The 16,833-nt window shown below is 41.6% G+C and carries 19 protein-coding genes and 1 pseudogene; 19 read left to right on the forward strand and 1 reads right to left on the reverse strand.

Features of this window, described 5'->3' with window-relative positions:
- Positions 1-21: 21 nt before the first annotated feature.
- The 13 genes and pseudogenes from G576_RS13965 to G576_RS0110445 all read left to right on the forward strand — a co-directional run.
- Positions 22-117 (forward strand): annotated as a pseudogene (locus tag G576_RS13965) (peptide-methionine (R)-S-oxide reductase MsrB); the annotation flags it as partial.
- 196 nt (positions 118-313) lie between these two features.
- The gene (locus G576_RS0110390) at positions 314-670 is read left to right on the forward strand and encodes a DUF1304 domain-containing protein (RefSeq protein ID WP_027974546.1); all 357 of its coding nucleotides are present in this window, start codon (positions 314-316) and stop codon (positions 668-670) included.
- 354 nt (positions 671-1,024) lie between these two features.
- Complete coding sequence (locus G576_RS0110395; protein WP_027974547.1) at positions 1,025-2,404, forward strand: oxaloacetate decarboxylase subunit alpha; 1,380 nt, start codon at positions 1,025-1,027, stop codon at positions 2,402-2,404.
- Between the two features lie 9 nt (positions 2,405-2,413).
- A complete protein-coding gene (locus tag G576_RS0110400) occupies positions 2,414-2,719 on the forward strand; it encodes an OadG family protein (RefSeq protein WP_027974548.1) in 306 nt (101 codons plus the stop codon).
- 18 nt (positions 2,720-2,737) lie between these two features.
- Positions 2,738-3,079: a biotin/lipoyl-containing protein gene (locus G576_RS0110405; RefSeq protein ID WP_027974549.1), complete on the forward strand. Its 342-nt coding sequence runs from the start codon at positions 2,738-2,740 to the stop codon at positions 3,077-3,079.
- Between the two features lie 9 nt (positions 3,080-3,088).
- Positions 3,089-4,219 carry a sodium ion-translocating decarboxylase subunit beta gene (locus tag G576_RS0110410; RefSeq protein WP_027974550.1) on the forward strand — a complete coding sequence of 377 codons (1,131 nt, stop codon included), beginning with the start codon at positions 3,089-3,091 and terminating at the stop codon, positions 4,217-4,219.
- 171 nt (positions 4,220-4,390) lie between these two features.
- Positions 4,391-5,608, forward strand: coding sequence for an efflux RND transporter periplasmic adaptor subunit (locus G576_RS0110415; RefSeq protein ID WP_027974551.1), 1,218 nt, complete (start codon positions 4,391-4,393; stop codon positions 5,606-5,608).
- A 13-nt stretch (positions 5,609-5,621) separates the two neighbouring features.
- The gene (locus G576_RS0110420) at positions 5,622-6,308 is read left to right on the forward strand and encodes an ABC transporter ATP-binding protein (RefSeq protein WP_156875148.1); all 687 of its coding nucleotides are present in this window, start codon (positions 5,622-5,624) and stop codon (positions 6,306-6,308) included.
- Positions 6,309-6,316: 8 nt separating this feature from the next.
- Positions 6,317-7,543, forward strand: a complete 1,227-nt coding sequence (locus tag G576_RS0110425; RefSeq protein WP_027974553.1) for an ABC transporter permease — start codon at positions 6,317-6,319, stop codon at positions 7,541-7,543.
- Entirely contained in the window at positions 7,536-8,150 is a 615-nt protein-coding gene (locus tag G576_RS0110430; RefSeq protein WP_027974554.1) for a TVP38/TMEM64 family protein, read from the forward strand. Before G576_RS0110425 ends, G576_RS0110430 begins: the two co-directional genes overlap by 8 nt.
- A 63-nt stretch (positions 8,151-8,213) precedes the next feature.
- A complete protein-coding gene (locus G576_RS0110435; RefSeq protein ID WP_037618947.1) occupies positions 8,214-9,938 on the forward strand; it encodes a glycerophosphodiester phosphodiesterase in 1,725 nt (574 codons plus the stop codon).
- A gap of 116 nt (positions 9,939-10,054) precedes the next feature.
- Positions 10,055-10,327: a 30S ribosomal protein S16 gene (gene rpsP, locus G576_RS0110440; RefSeq protein WP_027974556.1), complete on the forward strand. Its 273-nt coding sequence runs from the start codon at positions 10,055-10,057 to the stop codon at positions 10,325-10,327.
- A gap of 22 nt (positions 10,328-10,349) precedes the next feature.
- On the forward strand, positions 10,350-10,589 hold the full coding sequence (locus tag G576_RS0110445) for a KH domain-containing protein (RefSeq protein ID WP_027974557.1): 240 nt from the start codon (positions 10,350-10,352) through the stop codon (positions 10,587-10,589).
- A gap of 74 nt (positions 10,590-10,663) precedes the next feature.
- Here G576_RS0110445 and G576_RS0110450 read toward each other — a convergent pair whose 3' ends face one another.
- The gene (locus G576_RS0110450; RefSeq protein ID WP_027974558.1) at positions 10,664-10,858 is read right to left on the reverse strand and encodes a hypothetical protein; all 195 of its coding nucleotides are present in this window, start codon (positions 10,856-10,858) and stop codon (positions 10,664-10,666) included.
- Between the two features lie 103 nt (positions 10,859-10,961).
- Here G576_RS0110450 and G576_RS0110455 point away from each other — a divergent pair, with 103 nt between their 5' ends.
- The 6 genes from G576_RS0110455 (at position 10,962) to cpsA (ending at position 16,833) form a co-directional block, all read left to right on the forward strand.
- On the forward strand, positions 10,962-11,462 hold the full coding sequence (locus tag G576_RS0110455) for an NUDIX hydrolase (RefSeq protein WP_425423383.1): 501 nt from the start codon (positions 10,962-10,964) through the stop codon (positions 11,460-11,462).
- A gap of 101 nt (positions 11,463-11,563) precedes the next feature.
- Positions 11,564-12,121: a helix-turn-helix domain-containing protein gene (locus G576_RS13050; RefSeq protein WP_051178101.1), complete on the forward strand. Its 558-nt coding sequence runs from the start codon at positions 11,564-11,566 to the stop codon at positions 12,119-12,121.
- Between the two features lie 39 nt (positions 12,122-12,160).
- Positions 12,161-13,345 (forward strand): AI-2E family transporter, encoded by a 1,185-nt coding sequence (locus G576_RS0110465; RefSeq protein WP_027974560.1) that lies wholly within the window; start codon positions 12,161-12,163, stop codon positions 13,343-13,345.
- Positions 13,335-14,564 carry a tetratricopeptide repeat protein gene (locus G576_RS0110470; protein ID WP_027974561.1) on the forward strand — a complete coding sequence of 410 codons (1,230 nt, stop codon included), beginning with the start codon at positions 13,335-13,337 and terminating at the stop codon, positions 14,562-14,564. Before G576_RS0110465 ends, G576_RS0110470 begins: the two co-directional genes overlap by 11 nt.
- Positions 14,564-15,283 (forward strand): acetolactate decarboxylase, encoded by a 720-nt coding sequence (gene budA, locus G576_RS0110475; RefSeq protein WP_027974562.1) that lies wholly within the window; start codon positions 14,564-14,566, stop codon positions 15,281-15,283. Before G576_RS0110470 ends, budA begins: the two co-directional genes overlap by 1 nt.
- Before the next feature lie 86 nt (positions 15,284-15,369).
- A complete protein-coding gene (gene cpsA, locus G576_RS0110480) occupies positions 15,370-16,833 on the forward strand; it encodes an LCP family glycopolymer transferase CpsA (protein WP_027974563.1) in 1,464 nt (487 codons plus the stop codon).

Below are 16,833 nucleotides of genomic sequence, written 5' to 3' on the forward strand. Positions count from 1 at the left end.
ACGACTAAATGAAGCGTTAAGATGACTGAAACAAAAGAAGAACTTCGTCAGCGTATTGATTACTTAGCCTATGAAGTCACGCAAAATGCTGGGACGGTACCAGTTTTTACAGGTCTTTAAGATGATTTTTTTGAAAAAGGGGCAAACGTTGACCTTGGAGAACCGTTCGCACCAGTTGTCCGTCAGGAAGGTCGCCTTTTAACAGGTCAAAATCTCCAATCAGCACGTGCTCTCGGCAAAGCAGTTGCCAACATTTTAAACGATATAGCTTAATCGCAAATCTTTTTACATTTATGATAATTAGGAGGAACTTATGTCACTTTTTACAACCATTCTAGGAACTTTAGTAGCTATTGAATTTTTCTACATCTTCTACCTTGAGACTATTGCAACAAGTTCAGCATCAACTTCTCGAGTTTTTAAAATGACGGAAGAAGAACTAGCGCGCCCATCTGTCAATACTCTTTTTAAAAATCAAGGTGTTTACAACGCCCTGATTGCTGTTTTGATTTTAGTAGCACTTTTCATCTTCCCAAGCGAGCAATGGCTAGCGCTACTGATGTGCTATATTGTCTTAGTAGCAGCTTATGGTGCCATCACAAGCGATAAGGGGATTATTCTTAAACAAGGTGGCTTGGCTATTTTGACTTTGATTTCTATGCTGTTTTAGACAAACACCATTTTTGCCACTTCCTTAGGTGTGGTCGGACGCTAGCAACTTCTTGACAGAATTATATGGCTGATTCTTGAGTCCAAATCTCAAAACTTCCGTACCGCATAAACAGTTGATTTGTGTATTTTTCACTACAGTAGAAGTTGCGCTAGGGCTCGCTAGGTCAGGGTTTCTTTTGTTTGAACCTCTTAGCATAGCTTCAGCAAATAAAGCATAGATGTTATGTCTGAGATTTAAGAACTGAAAAATTCAGTTCTTTTTTTCTAAAAAAAATGTAAAGCGTTTACATTTTTGTGCTATAATGTAAGCGTGAATATCGTTTTAATATATCAAAAGTGGAAAGGAGTTTCTATGCAATCAGTTGCAATTACAGAAACCTTATTGCGTGACGCTCATCAGAGTTTGATGGCGACGCGTTTGTCGATAGAGGATATGCTGCCAGTTCTGCCCCTTTTGGATCAGGTAGGCTACTATTCTCTGGAATGCTGGGGTGGCGCGACTTTTGACGCCTGTCTGCGTTTTCTGAGTGAGGATCCTTGGGAAAGATTGCGCACGCTCAAGAAAAACTTACCCAAGACAAAGCTACAAATGCTACTCCGAGGGCAAAACTTGTTGGGCTACCGCCATTATTCAGACGATGTGGTAAATAAATTTGTCGAACTCTCAGCCAAAAATGGAATCGATGTTTTTCGGATTTTCGATGCACTTAATGACACCCGAAATCTACAATGCGCGCTGGATGCAGTCAAAAAGACTGGAAAAGAAGCTCAACTCTGCATTTCCTATACGACCAGCCCAGTTCATACGGTTGATTACTATATTGAGCTGACTAAGGAGATGGTAGCCATGGGGGCAGACTCAATCTGTATCAAAGATATGGCTGGAGTGCTGACACCCAAAGACGCTAGGGATTTAATTTCTGGCATGAAATCAGTGACAGCTTTACCTATTATTTTGCATACTCATGCAACTAGCGGAATCTCTGAGATGACCTATCATGCGGCGATTGAATCAGGAGTAGATAGGATTGACACAGCTCTATCACCGTTTTCAGGCGGAACTTCGCAGCCTGCGACGGAATCTCTCTATCTAGCCCTGAAAGATGAGGGCTATGATGTGAGCTTAGATGAAAAGGTGATGGAGGAGATTGCGACTTATATGCGAAAGGTTCGGCAAAAGTATCTTGATGATGGGACTATGAGCCCAAGCCTACTCTTTTCTGATCCACGCACACTGATTTATCAGGTTCCAGGCGGTATGTTGTCAAATATGCTGTCGCAACTGAAACAAGCTGGTGCTGAAAATAAACTTGACCAAGTTTTAGCGGAAGTTCCAAAAGTCAGAAAAGACATGGGCTATCCACCTCTAGTTACCCCAATGAGCCAGATTGTTGGTACCCAGGCGGCGATGAATATTATTTTGGGTGAACGCTATAAGATGGTCTCTAAGGAAGTCAAGCAATACTTAGCTGGCGAATACGGCAAGTCACCCGTTCCAGTTGATAGAGAGTTTGCCAAATCCATTATCGGAGAGACAAAGGTTTACACGGGGAGGCCAGCAGACCGTTTGGAACCAGAATTGGACAAACTTCGTGCGGAAATTGGCGATTTAGCAAAATCTGACGAAGATGTGCTCAGTTTTGCCCTTTTTCCAAATGTGGCTAAAGAGTTTTTGACTAAAAAATATGCTCTTAAGGATGAGGTTGTCCGTGTGACGGGCTATGTGATTTAAGGAGGGAAAATGACTTACTCACTAATTGATATATTGCAGGTGACCGTTGTGTCTATGGGTCTGGTTTTTGTTTGCCTGACTGGAATCATGTGGATGATGCAATTAACGGGGAAAATCTTGAGCAAAGATAAACCAGTTGTTAAAGAGTCCCCATCACAAACTCAGACACCTGAAGTAGCGGCACCTAGCTTAAAAGGTCTTGCCTTGGTAGAAAAAGACGAGTTTGCTAAGGTGGCAGTTTTAACAGCGCTGGCTTTTGCTTCTAAAAAAGAAAGTGGTAAACGCTTTGAAGTAGCAGATGTTGTGAAACGTTAAAGTAGAAAGGAATGTTTAATGAAATACGAAGTAACAGTAAATGGTCAGGTCTATGAAGTGACCTTGCGTGAATTGGCTGAGGGTGAATCTGTGACGACAACAAGTCCTATTCCAGCCCCACCGGTAACGACAGCTCCTCAACTTACAACGGGGGATGTCCTTAAGGCACCTATGGCTGGAACGGTTTTAGCCATCAAAGTTCAGGCAGGTCAGGCAGTTAAGAGAGGTGATGTAGTTGCCATTCTTGAAGCTATGAAGATGGAAAATGAAATTCTTGCACCAGCTGATGCGACGGTTTCACAGGTTTTCGTCAGTCCAAATCAAGCGGTTGAGTCAGACCAAGCGCTCTTGGCATTCTAGGAGGCGCCTATGTTAGAAGTGATCAATCAGATGATTGAGACATCTGGATTTGCTAATCTGACCTGGCAACACCTAGTCATGATTGCTTTGGCATTGGTCTTTCTTTATCTTGGGATTAAGAAAGAGTATGAGCCCTATCTCATGGTGCCTATTGCTTTTGGAATTTTGCTCGTTAATTTGCCTCTGGGAGGATTGATGGCTCATCCAGAAAACGGCAATCCAGGTGGTCTTCTGTATTATCTCTACCAAGGAACTAATTTGGGTATCTATCCACCGCTTATCTTCTTATGTCTGGGTGCTTCAACAGACTTTGGTCCTCTCATTGCTAACCCTAAGACTATTCTTCTTGGAGGAGCGGCTCAGCTTGGCATCTTTGCGGCCTTTTTCCTAGCTATCGTCCTTGGAATGACTCCTCAAGAAGCAGCTTCGGTGGGAATCATTGGCGGTGCTGATGGTCCTACGGCTATCTATGTTACGACCCGTTTAGCACCTGATTTACTGGCGACCATTGCTCTTGCGGCTTATTCTTACATGGCTTTAGTACCAATTATTCAGCCGCCAATCATTCGTGCTCTGACAACTCAGGAAGAGCGTAAGACCAAGATGGTTCAGGCACGCCCTGTTTCTCAGACTGAGAAAATTATTTTCCCAATCGTGGTGACTATTTTTGTTAGCCTTATGGTTCCAAGTGCCACCACTTTGGTTGGATGCCTCATGCTGGGCAATTTAGTGCGTGAGATTAAGATTGTTCCTAAAATTACGGAAAATCTGCAAAATACCCTCATGTACTGCATTACCATTATCCTTGGTTTGACTGTTGGTGCTAAGGCAAATGCAGAGCTTTTCTTGTCTTTAACCACTCTTAAAATAATTGCTTTAGGACTTTTGGCTTTCTCTATCGGTACAGCCGGTGGCGTACTACTCGGTAAAGTCATGTACCGCTTGTCTGGTAAGAAAATCAATCCGATGATTGGTGCAGCGGGTGTCTCAGCAGTACCAATGGCTGCGCGTGTGGTGCAAAAAGTGGGTCAGGAAGAAGATCCATCTAATTTCTTACTAATGCACGCCATGGGACCAAATGTTGCTGGTGTTATAGGCTCTGCTATCGCAGCAGGCGCACTTTTAGCTTTTTTTGGATAAGATGTTACAGGAGTGAGTCTCGGCTCACTCCTTTTAGCTTGCTATGACCTTACAAAATTGTAAGCGCAGCTTTTCTGAAAAATCCTATACTAGTTACAGGTAAGTACTTGACAAGAAATTGTTGAAAAGGTATCATTGTACTACACAATAAATACATAAAAAGGAAAAACCATGGCAGGAAGAAGAGATAAAAAAAGATTCTGGAACAAAAAGACCATCATCGGTGGTGTAGCTGGTTTAGTTATTTTGACGGCTGGTGGTTATGCGTATATGGCATCGACAGGATTAGGACAGCAAACAAAAGAGGTGGTTTATCAGACCTCAACAGTGGCGGAAGGAACCTTGGCTTCCTCAACACTTTTGTCCGGAACGGTGAAGGCTAAGGCCGAACAGTATGTCTATTTCGATGCTACAAAAGGCTCAAGTGCAACAGTGACGGTTAAAGTAGGTGATAAGGTAACAGCCGGTCAGCAGTTGGTTCAATATGATACGACGACTGCGCAAGCTACCTATGATGAAGCTGTTCGCGCCCTCAACAAAGTTGGTCGTGATATCAACCAGTTGACAACCTACGGTGTTCCGCAAGCAAGCACAAGTCTTGATGAAAAAACTGGACAAGAAATCACTGTTAATCCTACAGATCAAGCTAACGCTGAATATCAAAATCAGTTGCAGACCTTGTATGAATCCTATGCTTCTGCCGAGGCTCAGGTAGCTAAGGCACAGGCAGCGCTTAACGAAACCATTTTCCTTAGTGATGTGGAAGGAACTGTTGTTGAAATCAATGACAATATTGACCCATCAGCCAGAGAGAGTCAGGTCTTGGTTCATGTAACCAGCGAAGGAAAGCTACAAGTTGAAGGTCATTTGACTGAATATGACCTAGCCAATATCAAGGTTGGTCAAGCCATCAAAATCAAATCTAAAGTATACCCTGACAAGGAGTGGACTGGAAAAATCACTTACATTTCAAACTACCCAGCACAAAATACAGGACAAAGCGTTTCAGGGGTAGGAACGGGAGCCACGTCAGGTACTGGTGCTAGTTACGCTTATAAGGCTGAAATTACGAGTGACCTAGGGGAACTCAAGCAAGGTTTCTCTGTCTCAGTTGAAGTGGTCAATGAGCAAAAGAGTCTTCTGGTACCATTGACGGCTCTAGTGACCGACGGGGATAAATCCTATGTATGGGTTCTTGATGACAAGAACAAGGTCTCTAAGGTGGAAGTGACAACTGGAGATGCTGATGCTGTTTCACAAGAAATTTCAGCAGGCTTAACTGCAGGTCAGACCCTTATTGTTAATCCAGATGATTCGCTCAAAGCCAATCAAAAATTAGAAGACACCGAGCCATTTAAGGAAACAGAGGTGACGTCCCGTGACAAATAATGAAAAAGAATTGATGTCCTTGTCAGGCATAACCAAATCTTACCGTAATGGTGATGAGGAGTTGCAGGTGTTAAAAGGAATTGATTTGACGGTCTATGAGGGGGAATTTGTCGCTATTATGGGACCTTCAGGTTCTGGGAAGTCAACCCTGATGAACATCATTGGCCTTTTGGATCGTCCGACATCTGGTTCTTATCATTTATCAGGCACAGCAGTTGAAGAACTCGGTGAAAAAAAGTTAGCTCAGGTCAGAAATGATGAGATTGGCTTTGTTTTTCAGCAGTTCTTTCTTCTGGCTAAATTGACTGCTCAGGAAAATGTCGAGTTACCATTGATTTATGCAGGCGTTGGCGTCAGCAAGCGCCGTGAGTTAGCGCGGACCTTTCTCGAAAAGGTGGAACTAGCTGAACGTCGCAAACATCTGCCTTCAGAGCTTTCTGGTGGGCAAAAGCAGCGCGTGGCGATTGCAAGAGCCTTGGTCAACAGTCCATCAATTATCCTTGCAGATGAGCCAACAGGTGCCCTTGATACTAAGACTGGTAAGCAAATCATGGAGCTATTGACTCAACTTAATAAAGAAGGCAAGACCATTATCATGGTTACTCACGAACCTGAAATAGCTGATTACGCCACACGGAAAATTGTCATTCGTGACGGTGAGATTACTGCTGACACCACAGATAGTGTCAGAATTGATTAGGAGGACTTATGGAAAATTGGAAATTTGCGATTAGTTCTGTCCTCAGTCACAAGATGCGATCTTTTTTGACCATGTTAGGTATCATTATTGGGGTGTCTTCAGTTGTTTTGATTATGGGACTGGGAAATGCGATGCGCACAAGCGTAACTGATAGTGTTGCCGGTGATAAGAAGGAAGTACAACTTTATTATCAAGCAGCTGATGCTGAGGACGATCCCTATGCGGCACTTTACGGAGGCTCCTCTATCTCCAACGTTTCCATCAAGCCTGATTGGTTGGCAGAAATTGCCACTCAGGTTCAAGGGATTGATGGTTATTATGTGACCAATATGTCTAGCTCACCCATCAGCTTTGGTAAGAAAACCATGGAAAATGTAACCCTTACGGGTGTTAGCTCTGCTTATTTCTCTGCCAAAAAATACGATATCTTAGCTGGTCGTATCTTTAGAGATAACGACTACCAGAATTTTTCGCGCATCATTATGCTGGATAGTGTCTTATCTGACGAGCTTTTCGGGAAAGGGAATTATCATCAAGCCCTTAACAAGGTTGTCAGTTTGGGAAATAAAGACTATCTGGTTGTTGGTGTCTACAAATCTGCGACAGAAACCATCTCCATACTTGGCTTGACGGGATCTGCCATCATGACCAACACTCAGGTTGCCTCAGAATTTGGTGTTGATGAAGTAGGCTCAATTTATATGCACTTGGAGGATGCTGGCCTGGCTGAAGTGGCTGGAAAAAAAGCTGCGCAGCTTTTGACAAAACGTTCAGGAGTGACTGAGGGCAAGTATGTTATGGCTGACATGGCAGCTTTAACTGAGCAATTAAATACCATTTATGGTACAATAACTACAGTAATAGGTGCCATTGCAGGTATCTCACTTTTGGTTGGCGGAATCGGTGTCATGAATATCATGCTGGTATCTGTCACTGAACGTACTCGAGAAATCGGTCTGCGTAAGGCGCTAGGTGCTACTCGTCAGAAAATCTTGACTCAGTTCTTGATTGAAGCAGTAGTATTGACAGTTTTAGGAGGTTTAATCGGTCTTGGACTAGCATTCGGGCTAGTTAATGTGGTCGGAAATGCTCTCAATATGCCAAACGCTACCGTTTCATTAGACGTAGCAGGAGTAGCGATCGCCTTTTCAGCAGTTATCGGTATTATCTTTGGACTCTTACCAGCCAATAAAGCAAGTAAACTAGACCCTATTGAGGCCTTACGTTATGAATAGAAAAATTGACCCTAAGCGCTATCAGATGTATCAGAAAATTATCAAAATAGTTGGTGCGGTTTCTATCTTTATCTCTATTTTTCTGATTGCTTATCTGATTCGAGGCTTGAATATTTTTAAAGAGCCAGATGCCTTAGCCGAGCTTATCAAAAATCATATGTTGATTGGCTCTATTGTTTTTTTCATCGTTCAAATTGTTCAGGTGGTCATTCCTATCATTCCAGGGGGAATCACAACAGTTGTAGGATTTATGGCCTTTGGACCTGTTTGGGGCTTTGTCTTAAACTACATCAGTCTTTGCATAGGATCTTTAATCCTCTTCTGGTTGGTTAAGGAATACGGCCGAGCCTTTATTCTCTTGTTTGTGGATGAAAAACATTTGCAGAAGTACGAGAGGCATCTCAGTTCCAAAAACTTTGAACGATTTTTTATCTTCAATATGATTTCGCCCGTTGCACCGGCAGACATCATGGTTATGGTAACAGGCTTATCTCACATGTCTTATTATAAATTTATTCGGATTATCCTCCTCTGTAAACCTTTTTCGACGATAGCTTACGGTTATCTGTGGATTTACGGAGGTCAATGGATCCAGCAATTTTTATAGGACAAAAAGAAAGAATACGATTAAATCCTCTGTCTTTTGCAGGGGATTTTTAGAAAGTGACGAATGTTTAGAGAAATTATTACTCTGTTTAAAAGTCTATCTTTGGTTAAAATTCAAAAATCTGCCTTCTTGCAACTGGCTCTAGTCATCCTTGGTCAGTTGATCTTACGTGAAGCTTTTTATGGGAGCTTGGTACTTCTGGGCCAGTCCAATGTGACTATCAGCAATATAAAAATGCTCTTTACCAACCCCTTCGGCCTAGCTCTTTTTTTCCTTTACGGTCTTTTAGCCATTGCTATATTGCATGTGGAATTCTACTTTCTTTTTCAGATTGTCAAAGGAGAGCAACTTTTCAAGTGGAGTTCACCGCTGGATTATGCTAAAAAAATTTGGAGGCTTTTTGGTGGGTGGAATTTACCAGTTGTTATACTCTATCTGATAATCACAATCCCTGTCTTACAGCTTGTTTTACCCACCATTGTGACGCAAAAGCTCGCCATTCCAAACTTTATTACAGGTGAGTTAAGCAAGACTTTGATTGGTAAATTAGGCCTATATAGCACTTATCTGGTAATATTCTATCTGAACTTGCGACTCATGTTTACCATTCCCTATGTGGTCATTAAAGATGATACTTTCCTCAATGGCATCAAAGCCAGCTGGAAGATTAGTCACAAGCGCATGCTAGCGACAGCTTTTTCTATCATTGCAGTTAGTGTCATTACCACTCTAGGTCTAGTCTTGCTGATGTTAGTCTTGATGCTCCTGATGACGGAACTTGATGCAGCGGGAAACCGTCTCGTCTACCAAATTCCCTTTCTAACCCTCTCTTGGATTTTGATATTTCTAACCAGTCTAGTAATCAAGCTCCTAATAGCCGATAGTTTAGGGCGTCCTTTGGGTTTGGAAAAGAGACAGAGTCAGCCAACTTTGAGTGAAAAAAGACGACTAGCTGTCCTTTCTATCCTAGCATGCCTGGGGACAGGCTTTGTTGCCAGTCAGCGCCTTCACACCCTCCCATCCAATCATGAAAAGCTTATCATAGCTCATCGTGGCATGGTATCAGGCGGGGTTGAAAATTCTCTTGAAGCCTTGGAAGCTGCTGCAAAACATGGCAGTGATTATGTAGAGATGGATATCATCATGACAGCAGACGGTGAGTTTGTGGTTTCGCATGATGATAACCTCAAACGTTTAGCAGGTCTCAATCAAACGATTTCTGGTTCGACTTTGAATGAAGTAGTAGGAACTAAGATTAGTCAGGGAAACTTTACCAGCCAGCTGGTCTCTTTTGATACCTACGTGGCTAGGGCTAAAGAACTGGGGGTCAAACTCCTAGTGGAATTAAAACCAACTGGCAAGGAACCAGCTGACTATGGCCAGCGCTTTATTGATAAATTTGAAAAACTTGGACTCGTTGAGCTGGACTATAAAGCCATGTCTTTAGATGTCAAACTGATGGAAAAAATCAATAGGATAAAACCAGAAATTGAGACTGGTTATGTCATCCCTTTGCAATTCGGCTTTTTCGGTGAAGAAAAGATTGATTTCTATGTTATCGAAGACTTCTCCTATCGTCCAACTTTAGCCTACCAAGCAGCTTGGTTGAAAAAGCAGGTTTATGTCTGGACCATCAATGACTCCGAGCGTATGGAGCATTTTCTACGCCAAGCTGTTGATGGTATCATTACGGACTATCCAGACCAAGTTAGGCAAGTTGAACGAGATATCAGGGAACAAACCTCCTTGTTTGATCGAGTGATGCAGCTGCTCCAAGAGAATTTGTAAGTCTGTCAAGTTTTTTTCTTGACAGACAAAATATTTGTGGTATACTAATTTTAGTAAGTTAATAGCACTGCTATTGGCCCAAACAAAATTACAATAAAGAAAAGAGAACACTTAAAATGGCAGTAAAAATCCGTTTGACTCGTATGGGTTCTAAAAAGAAACCTTTCTACCGCATTAACGTTGCAGACTCACGTGCACCACGTGATGGTCGTTTCATTGAAACAGTTGGTACTTATAATCCACTTGTTGAAGAAAACCAAATCACAGTTAAAGAAGATCGCGTTCTTGACTGGTTGGCTAAAGGTGCACAACCTTCAGATACCGTTCGTAACATCCTTTCAAAAGCAGGTGTTATGAAGAAATTCCACGAACAAAAATTCTCAAAATAATTTAAGCGAGTGACTAAAGCCTATGGATACCATTGAAAATCTCATTATCGCTATTGTGAAGCCCTTGATTTCACAACCAGATAAATTGACTATTAAAATTGAAGATACACCAGAGTTTTTGGAATATCACCTTAATTTGGACGCACAAGATATCGGTCGTGTTATCGGTAAAAAAGGGCGCACAATTACAGCGATTAGAGCCATTGTCTATTCGGTACCAACATCAGGTAAAAAAGTCCGCTTGGTTATTGACGAAAAATAAAGATGAAAGTTAGGAGTTTCCTGACTTTCTTTTTTATCAAAAGAAAACAGACCGACACTGTCGATCTGTTAGAGCTACTTGCCACCGAAAAGTCCCTTGACTTTATCGAGAATACCGTCAGCACCTTGGGCGCCGTCGATGAGCTGTTTAGCTTGGTCGAAATATTCGCCAAGATTGTCTTTGTGTTCGTTGACAAAGTTCATAGCAGCTGAGAAATCTTTCTTCTCAATCATTTCTTTAACTTGGTTAAATAGGTCTTGTGGATTCATAGTGAAACCTCTTTCTTTTTGATAAGGCTATTAAATCATAAACTAGCGTATTTTAAAAGTAATTTGGTTGACTGTGCAACTTTTGCTATAATAAGAGACGATAATGATTTTGAAATTCGAGGAAAATATGAAATTAGCAACAATTTGTTATATTGATAATGGCTGCGAGCTATTGCTCTTGCATCGGAATAAAAAGCCAAATGACGTGCATCAAGGGAAATGGATTTCTGTGGGTGGAAAACTTGAAAAAGGGGAGACACCAGAAGAATGTGCTAAGCGCGAAATTCTTGAAGAGACTGGGCTAACTGTTCTTGACATGGATTTTTCTGGCATCATTACTTTCCCAGAGTTTACTCCTGGTAATGATTGGTACACCTATGTCTTTAAGGTGACTAAGTTTGAAGGCCAGGTTATGGAAGATAGTCCCGAGGGAACTTTAGAATGGGTACCTTATGATCAAGTGCTGTCAAAACCAACTTGGGAAGGTGACTATGAAATGTTCAAATGGATTTTAGATGATGTTCCCTTTTTCTCTGCCAAAATGACCTATGAAAATGAAAAGTTGATCGAGAAGCAAGTGACCTTCTATCCTCATGAAAATTGATATCAAAATCTGTTTACATGCTGATTTGACAAGCTTTGTAGGCAGACAAGGTGTCAGCTTTTTGCCATAATAAAAGCATCAAAAAGAAAGGATATCCTGAGATGATTTCAGAAAAATTAAGGAGCTTTCGTTTAGAAAATGGACTGAATCAGGAGCGGTTGGCTGAGAAAATAGGGGTCAGTCGTCAAACCATTTCCAACTGGGAAAATGATAGGCGAGTTCCTGATATCTATAGCCTAGTTGCACTTAGTGACCTATACGGAGTTTCTCTGGACGGACTTATCAAGGGAGATGCTAAGGTCATGGCTATGCTTAGTGGGAGCACGAAAGTGGTAGGTGAAAGATATTTGTATGGAGCAGTCGCCTTAAATGGGCTGGGAATGATAGAGTTGTTTTATTTCGAACAACTGGGCATATTGCCAAAAGTTGCTTTTATGATTTCACACTTCACTGCAAGTTTACTCTTGATGTACTATTTCTTCCCTTACTATAAAGAGGAGTTGAAACTCATCAAAGAAGATGAAGGATCCAAGACCTCTGGTTTTAGTATGAGGGTTTTCTACTGGTTTACTCTAATAGCAACGCTTAGTGTTCTATTTTTGAATTTCTTTTATTCTATAGGCCTGAAAGTCACCCTTATCGGTGATTTTTTTGCTTAATTTTTGGTATAATAGTAGCAGAATATTAGTCTTTGGAGAATGGTTATGAAAGATGACGACAAATTTTCACTAAGTTGGTTCTTCCGATGGTTTTTAAACAATCAAGGTGTGACTGTTCTTTTAGTCATGCTTTTGGTTTTTCTGAACATCTGGGTTTTTACTCATATTAGCTCTCTGCTGACGCCAATTTTTTCATTTCTAGCGGTTATTAGTCTGCCCTTGGTGATTTCCGCCCTAGTTTACTACCTTCTCAAGCCGGCAGTGGATTGGCTGGAGTCAAAAGGCCTTGGTCGTTTATGGGCCATCCTTATCGTTTTTTTAGGTCTTATTCTCTTTTTGATTTGGGCAATTGCTGCGCTAGTGCCCATGATTGAGACTCAGCTGACGGCTTTTGTCACTAATCTCCCTAACTATATTACGGACGTTGAAAATCAGGTGACCCTAATCTTAAAAGATGATCGTCTAGCACAGTTCCGTCCACAGTTAGAAAGTTTCGTGACAGACTTTTCTGGCAAAGCACTTGAACTTGCTCAAACCTTCTCGAAGAATGCTGTTGACTGGGCGGGAAACTTTGCAGGTACTGTCGCCCGTGTGACGGTTGCTATCATCATCTCGCCTTTTATCATCTTTTATTTACTACGTGACGGCAGTACCATGAAAGATGGCTTTGTCAAATTTCTCCCAACTCCGATGAGAGAAACAACTGCGCGTATCCTACATAACGTCAATGCGCAACTTTCTGGTTACGTTCAAGGACAAGTGACAGTGGCTATCGTTGTTGGCATTATGTTCTCCATTCTCTTTACGATAATTGGTCTTCCTTATGCGGTGACTTTCGGTATTACAGCTGGATTTTTGAATATGATTCCCTACCTAGGTTCATTCTTAGCGATGGTACCGGTTGTCATTTTGGCTTTAGTTGACGGGCCTCTGATGCTGGTTAAGGTTGCTGTGGTTTTCACTATTGAGCAAACTATTGAGGGACGTTTTGTGACGCCACTGGTACTGGGCAGTAAACTCAATATCCATCCTATAACCATCATGTTTATCCTCTTGATTTCGGGCTCAGCCTTTGGTGTCTGGGGAGTCTTTCTTGGTATTCCAGTTTATGCCGCAGCAAAGGTTGTTCTAGCTGAACTCTTTAACTGGTATAAGGACGCGAGTGGTTTGTATGAAGAAATCGCAGAGCAGACAGAAAGCGAAGGAGAAAATCATGTTAAATAGTGAGAAGATGTTAGCCTCCTTGGAGGCTCAGGACCTAGCTCACACTGAAAAATATTTTCGAAAAGCTCTTGAAAGTGATCCTGAGGATGTCCTTTTAGGATTAGCAGAATATCTGGAATCCATTGGTTTTTTACACCAAGCCAAGGTCATATATGAAAAAATAAGACCTCTTTATCCAGAAGTCTCAATTAACCTAGCGCAGATTGCGGCTGAAGATGGTGATCTGGAATCAGCCTTTCTCTACCTTGATGCTATCTCAGAAGAGAGTGAGGATTATCTGTCAGCCCTCTTAGTTATGGCAGACCTTTACCAGATGGAAGGCCTAACAGATGTGGCCCGAGACAAGCTCCTTCTTGCATCAGAATTGACAGACGAACCCTTGGTTATCTTTGGGCTGGCTGAATTAGAATACGAATTAGAAAATGACAAAACTGCTATTGATTACTACGCCAAACTCGATAACCGTGAGATGTTGGAAATGACTGGCATCTCAACCTACCAGCGCATTGGTCGTTCTTACGCCAATCTTGGCAAATTTGAAGCCGCAATTGAGTTCTTAGAAAAAGCTCTTGAAATTGAATACGATGATGCCACTGCTTTTGAACTTGGTGTTATATTGTACGATCAAGGAGAATACCAAAAGGCTAATCTCTACTTTAAGCAATTAGATACCATGAACCCTGATTTTGCTGGCTATGAGTATATCTACGCCCTATCGCTACAAGCTGATCATAGAGCAGAAGAAGGACTACGTCTAGTTCAGCAGGGGTTGACAAAAAATGAATTTGACAGTCAACTTTTACTGCTAGCTTCACAACTTTCCTATGAAACACACGATAAAAAAGCTGCTGAGTCCTATCTTTTATTGGCTAAAGACTTGGCAGAGGATGTGGAAGAAGTTCTCCTACGACTTTCAACTCTCTATCTTGAAGACGAGCGGTACGAAGAAGTGATAGCCCTGCTTTCAGAGGATATCGAAATGGTTCTGACTAAATGGAATATTGCTAAGGCTTATCAGGAGCTGGATCAAGAAGAAGAGGCCTTTGAACTCTACAAAGAAATTTCAGTGGACTTATCTGAAAATCCAGAATTTTTGCAGGATTACGCCTATATTTTACGAGAATTTGCTTATCCTGATGAGGCAAGAAAAATGGCAGAGCGATACCTGAAGTTGGTACCTGATGATATCAATATGGCGACCTTTATGGAGGAACTCTAGTGTCAGAACCGATAAAACTTTTTCAGTACAACACATTAGGAGCGCTCATGGCTGGTCTTTATGACGGCTCGTTGACCATAGCAGAGCTCCTCGAACATGGGGATTTAGGGATTGGCACTCTAGATTCCATTGACGGAGAACTTATCGTCCTAGACGGCAAAGCGTATCAAGCTAAATCGACAGATGGAAATCTTCAGGTGGTGGAAGTTCCAGGTCATGTTAAGGTGCCCTATGCAGCCGTTGTTCCGCATCAGGCAGAAGTGATTTTCAAGCAACGTTTTGAGATGACCGATAAGGAATTAGAGGAGCGTATCGAGTCCTACTACGATGGAGAAAATCTCTTTCGTTCTATCAAAATTCATGGAATATTCAGCCGTATGCATGTCCGAATGATTCCTAAATCCACAAGTGACCGTAAATTTGCTGAGGTGGCGATTAGCCAGCCTGAGTATGAAGCAGAGGAAGTGACAGGAACTATTGTCGGTATCTGGACACCAGAAATGTTTCACGGTGTTAGCGTGGCTGGCTATCACTTGCACTTTCTTTCAGATGACCATAGTTTTGGTGGTCATGTCATGGATTTTGTTATCCAAGAAGGGATTGTGGAAGTTGGCCCAGTCGATCAGTTGGATCAGCGTTTTCCTGTTCAGGACAGAAAATACCTCTTTGCCAAATTTAATGTTGACGAAATGAAAGAAGATATTAAGAAAAGTGAATAATTAATGAAAGATATCTGTAAAGTATTTGTAAAATAAAGAAAATTTAGATATAATAAAGAGAAAAAGTTATAAAATGGGGGATTATTATGTCTTCACGGAGTCGCCGCAGAAGGCCTCAACACACGTCAAAACATGGACTATTGGGAGTTCTCAATTTTACCTTGTGGTTACTAGTCGTTTTGCTATCTGCTACAGTTCTTGTGGCTATGCTGACCTACAACATTTTGGCCTTTAACGGCCTCAATGTTATCATTCCAATCATCTTAGGAGTCTTTATTTTAGGTTTTTTCTTTTGGATTTTATCGAAAAAAGGCAAAGTTTTGGTCACTGTATTTCTGACCTTGATGGTGATTGTTTTGTGTACGGGATTATTTTTTGTTAAATCAGCCCTTGATTTTTCAAATAAGCTTAACACAACTGCCCGCGTGTCCCAAGTGGAGATGAGTGTCCTTGTACCAGTGGATAGTCCGATTACAGATGTGACCGAGTTAGAATCAGTTCTAGCTCCAGTTGCCAGTGATGCAGATAATATCACTGCTCTACTTAGCCATATCAGTACAGATAAAGGAATCACTCTGACTGAGAAGACCTCTCTGTCTTATGCTACAGCCTATGAAAGTCTGCTAGCAGGCGAAGAAAAGGCCATGGTCATGAACTCAGCCTATGCAGAACTGCTAAGTAGTGAACATCAGGATTTTGATAGCAAGGTGAAAGCTATTTACACCTTCACCGTTAAGAAAAAAGTTCAAAATAGCAGTAGTCAAAAGTTAGATTCAGATAGTTTCAACGTCTATATCTCAGGGATTGATACTTACGGATCAATTTCATCCGTTTCACGCTCAGATGTCAATATTATCATGACAGTTAACCGCACAACGCATAAAATTTTATTGACGACCACACCTCGTGACTCCTATGTACCTATAGCAGATGGTGGCAACAATCAATACGACAAATTGACCCATGCGGGTATTTACGGGGTTGACTCTTCCATTCACACCCTGGAAAATCTCTATGGTATTGACATTAACTACTATGCTCGTATTAACTTCACCACATTTTTAAATTTGATTGACTTAATTGGTGGGATTACTGTGACAAATGATCAAGAATTCACAAACGGTCAAGGACATTTCCCAGTTGGCGAAGTAACTCTTAACTCAGAACGGGCTCTTGCCTTTGTCCGTGAGCGTTACTCTCTAGTAAATGGCGATAATGATCGTGGGAAGAATCAGACCAAGGTTATCGCAGCAATCGTTAACAAATTAGCAAGCCTTGACTCCATTGCTAAATACAGTGATATTATCAATGGCTTAGGAGACTCTATCCAAACTAATATGCCATTTGAAACCATGATGACTCTTGCTAACGGTCAGTTGGAATCCGGGCAAAAGTACGAAGTGACTTCACAAGCAATCACAGGTACAGGTTCAACGGGTGAGCTTCCTTCTTACGCTATGCCTAATGCCAGTCTTTACATGTTAAGTATTGATAATGCTAGTCTTGAGGCTGCAAAAGAGGCTATAAAAGCAACGATGGAAGGAAATTAA

The organism is Streptococcus porci DSM 23759 (assembly GCF_000423765.1).
In the GTDB taxonomy this organism is placed as follows: Bacteria; Bacillota; Bacilli; order Lactobacillales; family Streptococcaceae; genus Streptococcus; species Streptococcus porci.

Excerpts from the sequence above, each read along its gene's own strand:
- G576_RS0110390 (WP_027974546.1), top strand. The coding sequence starts at position 314 with ATGTCACTTTTTACAACCATTCTAGGAACTTTAGTAGCTATTGAATTT.
- G576_RS0110395 (WP_027974547.1), top strand. The coding sequence starts at position 1,025 with ATGCAATCAGTTGCAATTACAGAAACCTTATTGCGTGACGCTCATCAG.
- G576_RS0110400 (WP_027974548.1), top strand. The coding sequence starts at position 2,414 with ATGACTTACTCACTAATTGATATATTGCAGGTGACCGTTGTGTCTATG.
- G576_RS0110405 (WP_027974549.1), top strand. The coding sequence starts at position 2,738 with ATGAAATACGAAGTAACAGTAAATGGTCAGGTCTATGAAGTGACCTTG.
- G576_RS0110410 (WP_027974550.1), top strand. The coding sequence starts at position 3,089 with ATGTTAGAAGTGATCAATCAGATGATTGAGACATCTGGATTTGCTAAT.
- G576_RS0110415 (WP_027974551.1), top strand. The coding sequence starts at position 4,391 with ATGGCAGGAAGAAGAGATAAAAAAAGATTCTGGAACAAAAAGACCATC.
- G576_RS0110420 (WP_156875148.1), top strand. The coding sequence starts at position 5,622 with ATGTCCTTGTCAGGCATAACCAAATCTTACCGTAATGGTGATGAGGAG.
- G576_RS0110425 (WP_027974553.1), top strand. The coding sequence starts at position 6,317 with ATGGAAAATTGGAAATTTGCGATTAGTTCTGTCCTCAGTCACAAGATG.
- G576_RS0110430 (WP_027974554.1), top strand. The coding sequence starts at position 7,536 with ATGAATAGAAAAATTGACCCTAAGCGCTATCAGATGTATCAGAAAATT.
- G576_RS0110435 (WP_037618947.1), top strand. The coding sequence starts at position 8,214 with ATGTTTAGAGAAATTATTACTCTGTTTAAAAGTCTATCTTTGGTTAAA.
- rpsP (WP_027974556.1), top strand. The coding sequence starts at position 10,055 with ATGGCAGTAAAAATCCGTTTGACTCGTATGGGTTCTAAAAAGAAACCT.
- G576_RS0110445 (WP_027974557.1), top strand. The coding sequence starts at position 10,350 with ATGGATACCATTGAAAATCTCATTATCGCTATTGTGAAGCCCTTGATT.
- G576_RS0110450 (WP_027974558.1), bottom strand. The coding sequence starts at position 10,858 with ATGAATCCACAAGACCTATTTAACCAAGTTAAAGAAATGATTGAGAAG.
- G576_RS0110455 (WP_425423383.1), top strand. The coding sequence starts at position 10,962 with ATGATTTTGAAATTCGAGGAAAATATGAAATTAGCAACAATTTGTTAT.
- G576_RS13050 (WP_051178101.1), top strand. The coding sequence starts at position 11,564 with ATGATTTCAGAAAAATTAAGGAGCTTTCGTTTAGAAAATGGACTGAAT.
- G576_RS0110465 (WP_027974560.1), top strand. The coding sequence starts at position 12,161 with ATGGTTATGAAAGATGACGACAAATTTTCACTAAGTTGGTTCTTCCGA.
- G576_RS0110470 (WP_027974561.1), top strand. The coding sequence starts at position 13,335 with ATGTTAAATAGTGAGAAGATGTTAGCCTCCTTGGAGGCTCAGGACCTA.
- cpsA (WP_027974563.1), top strand. The coding sequence starts at position 15,370 with ATGTCTTCACGGAGTCGCCGCAGAAGGCCTCAACACACGTCAAAACAT.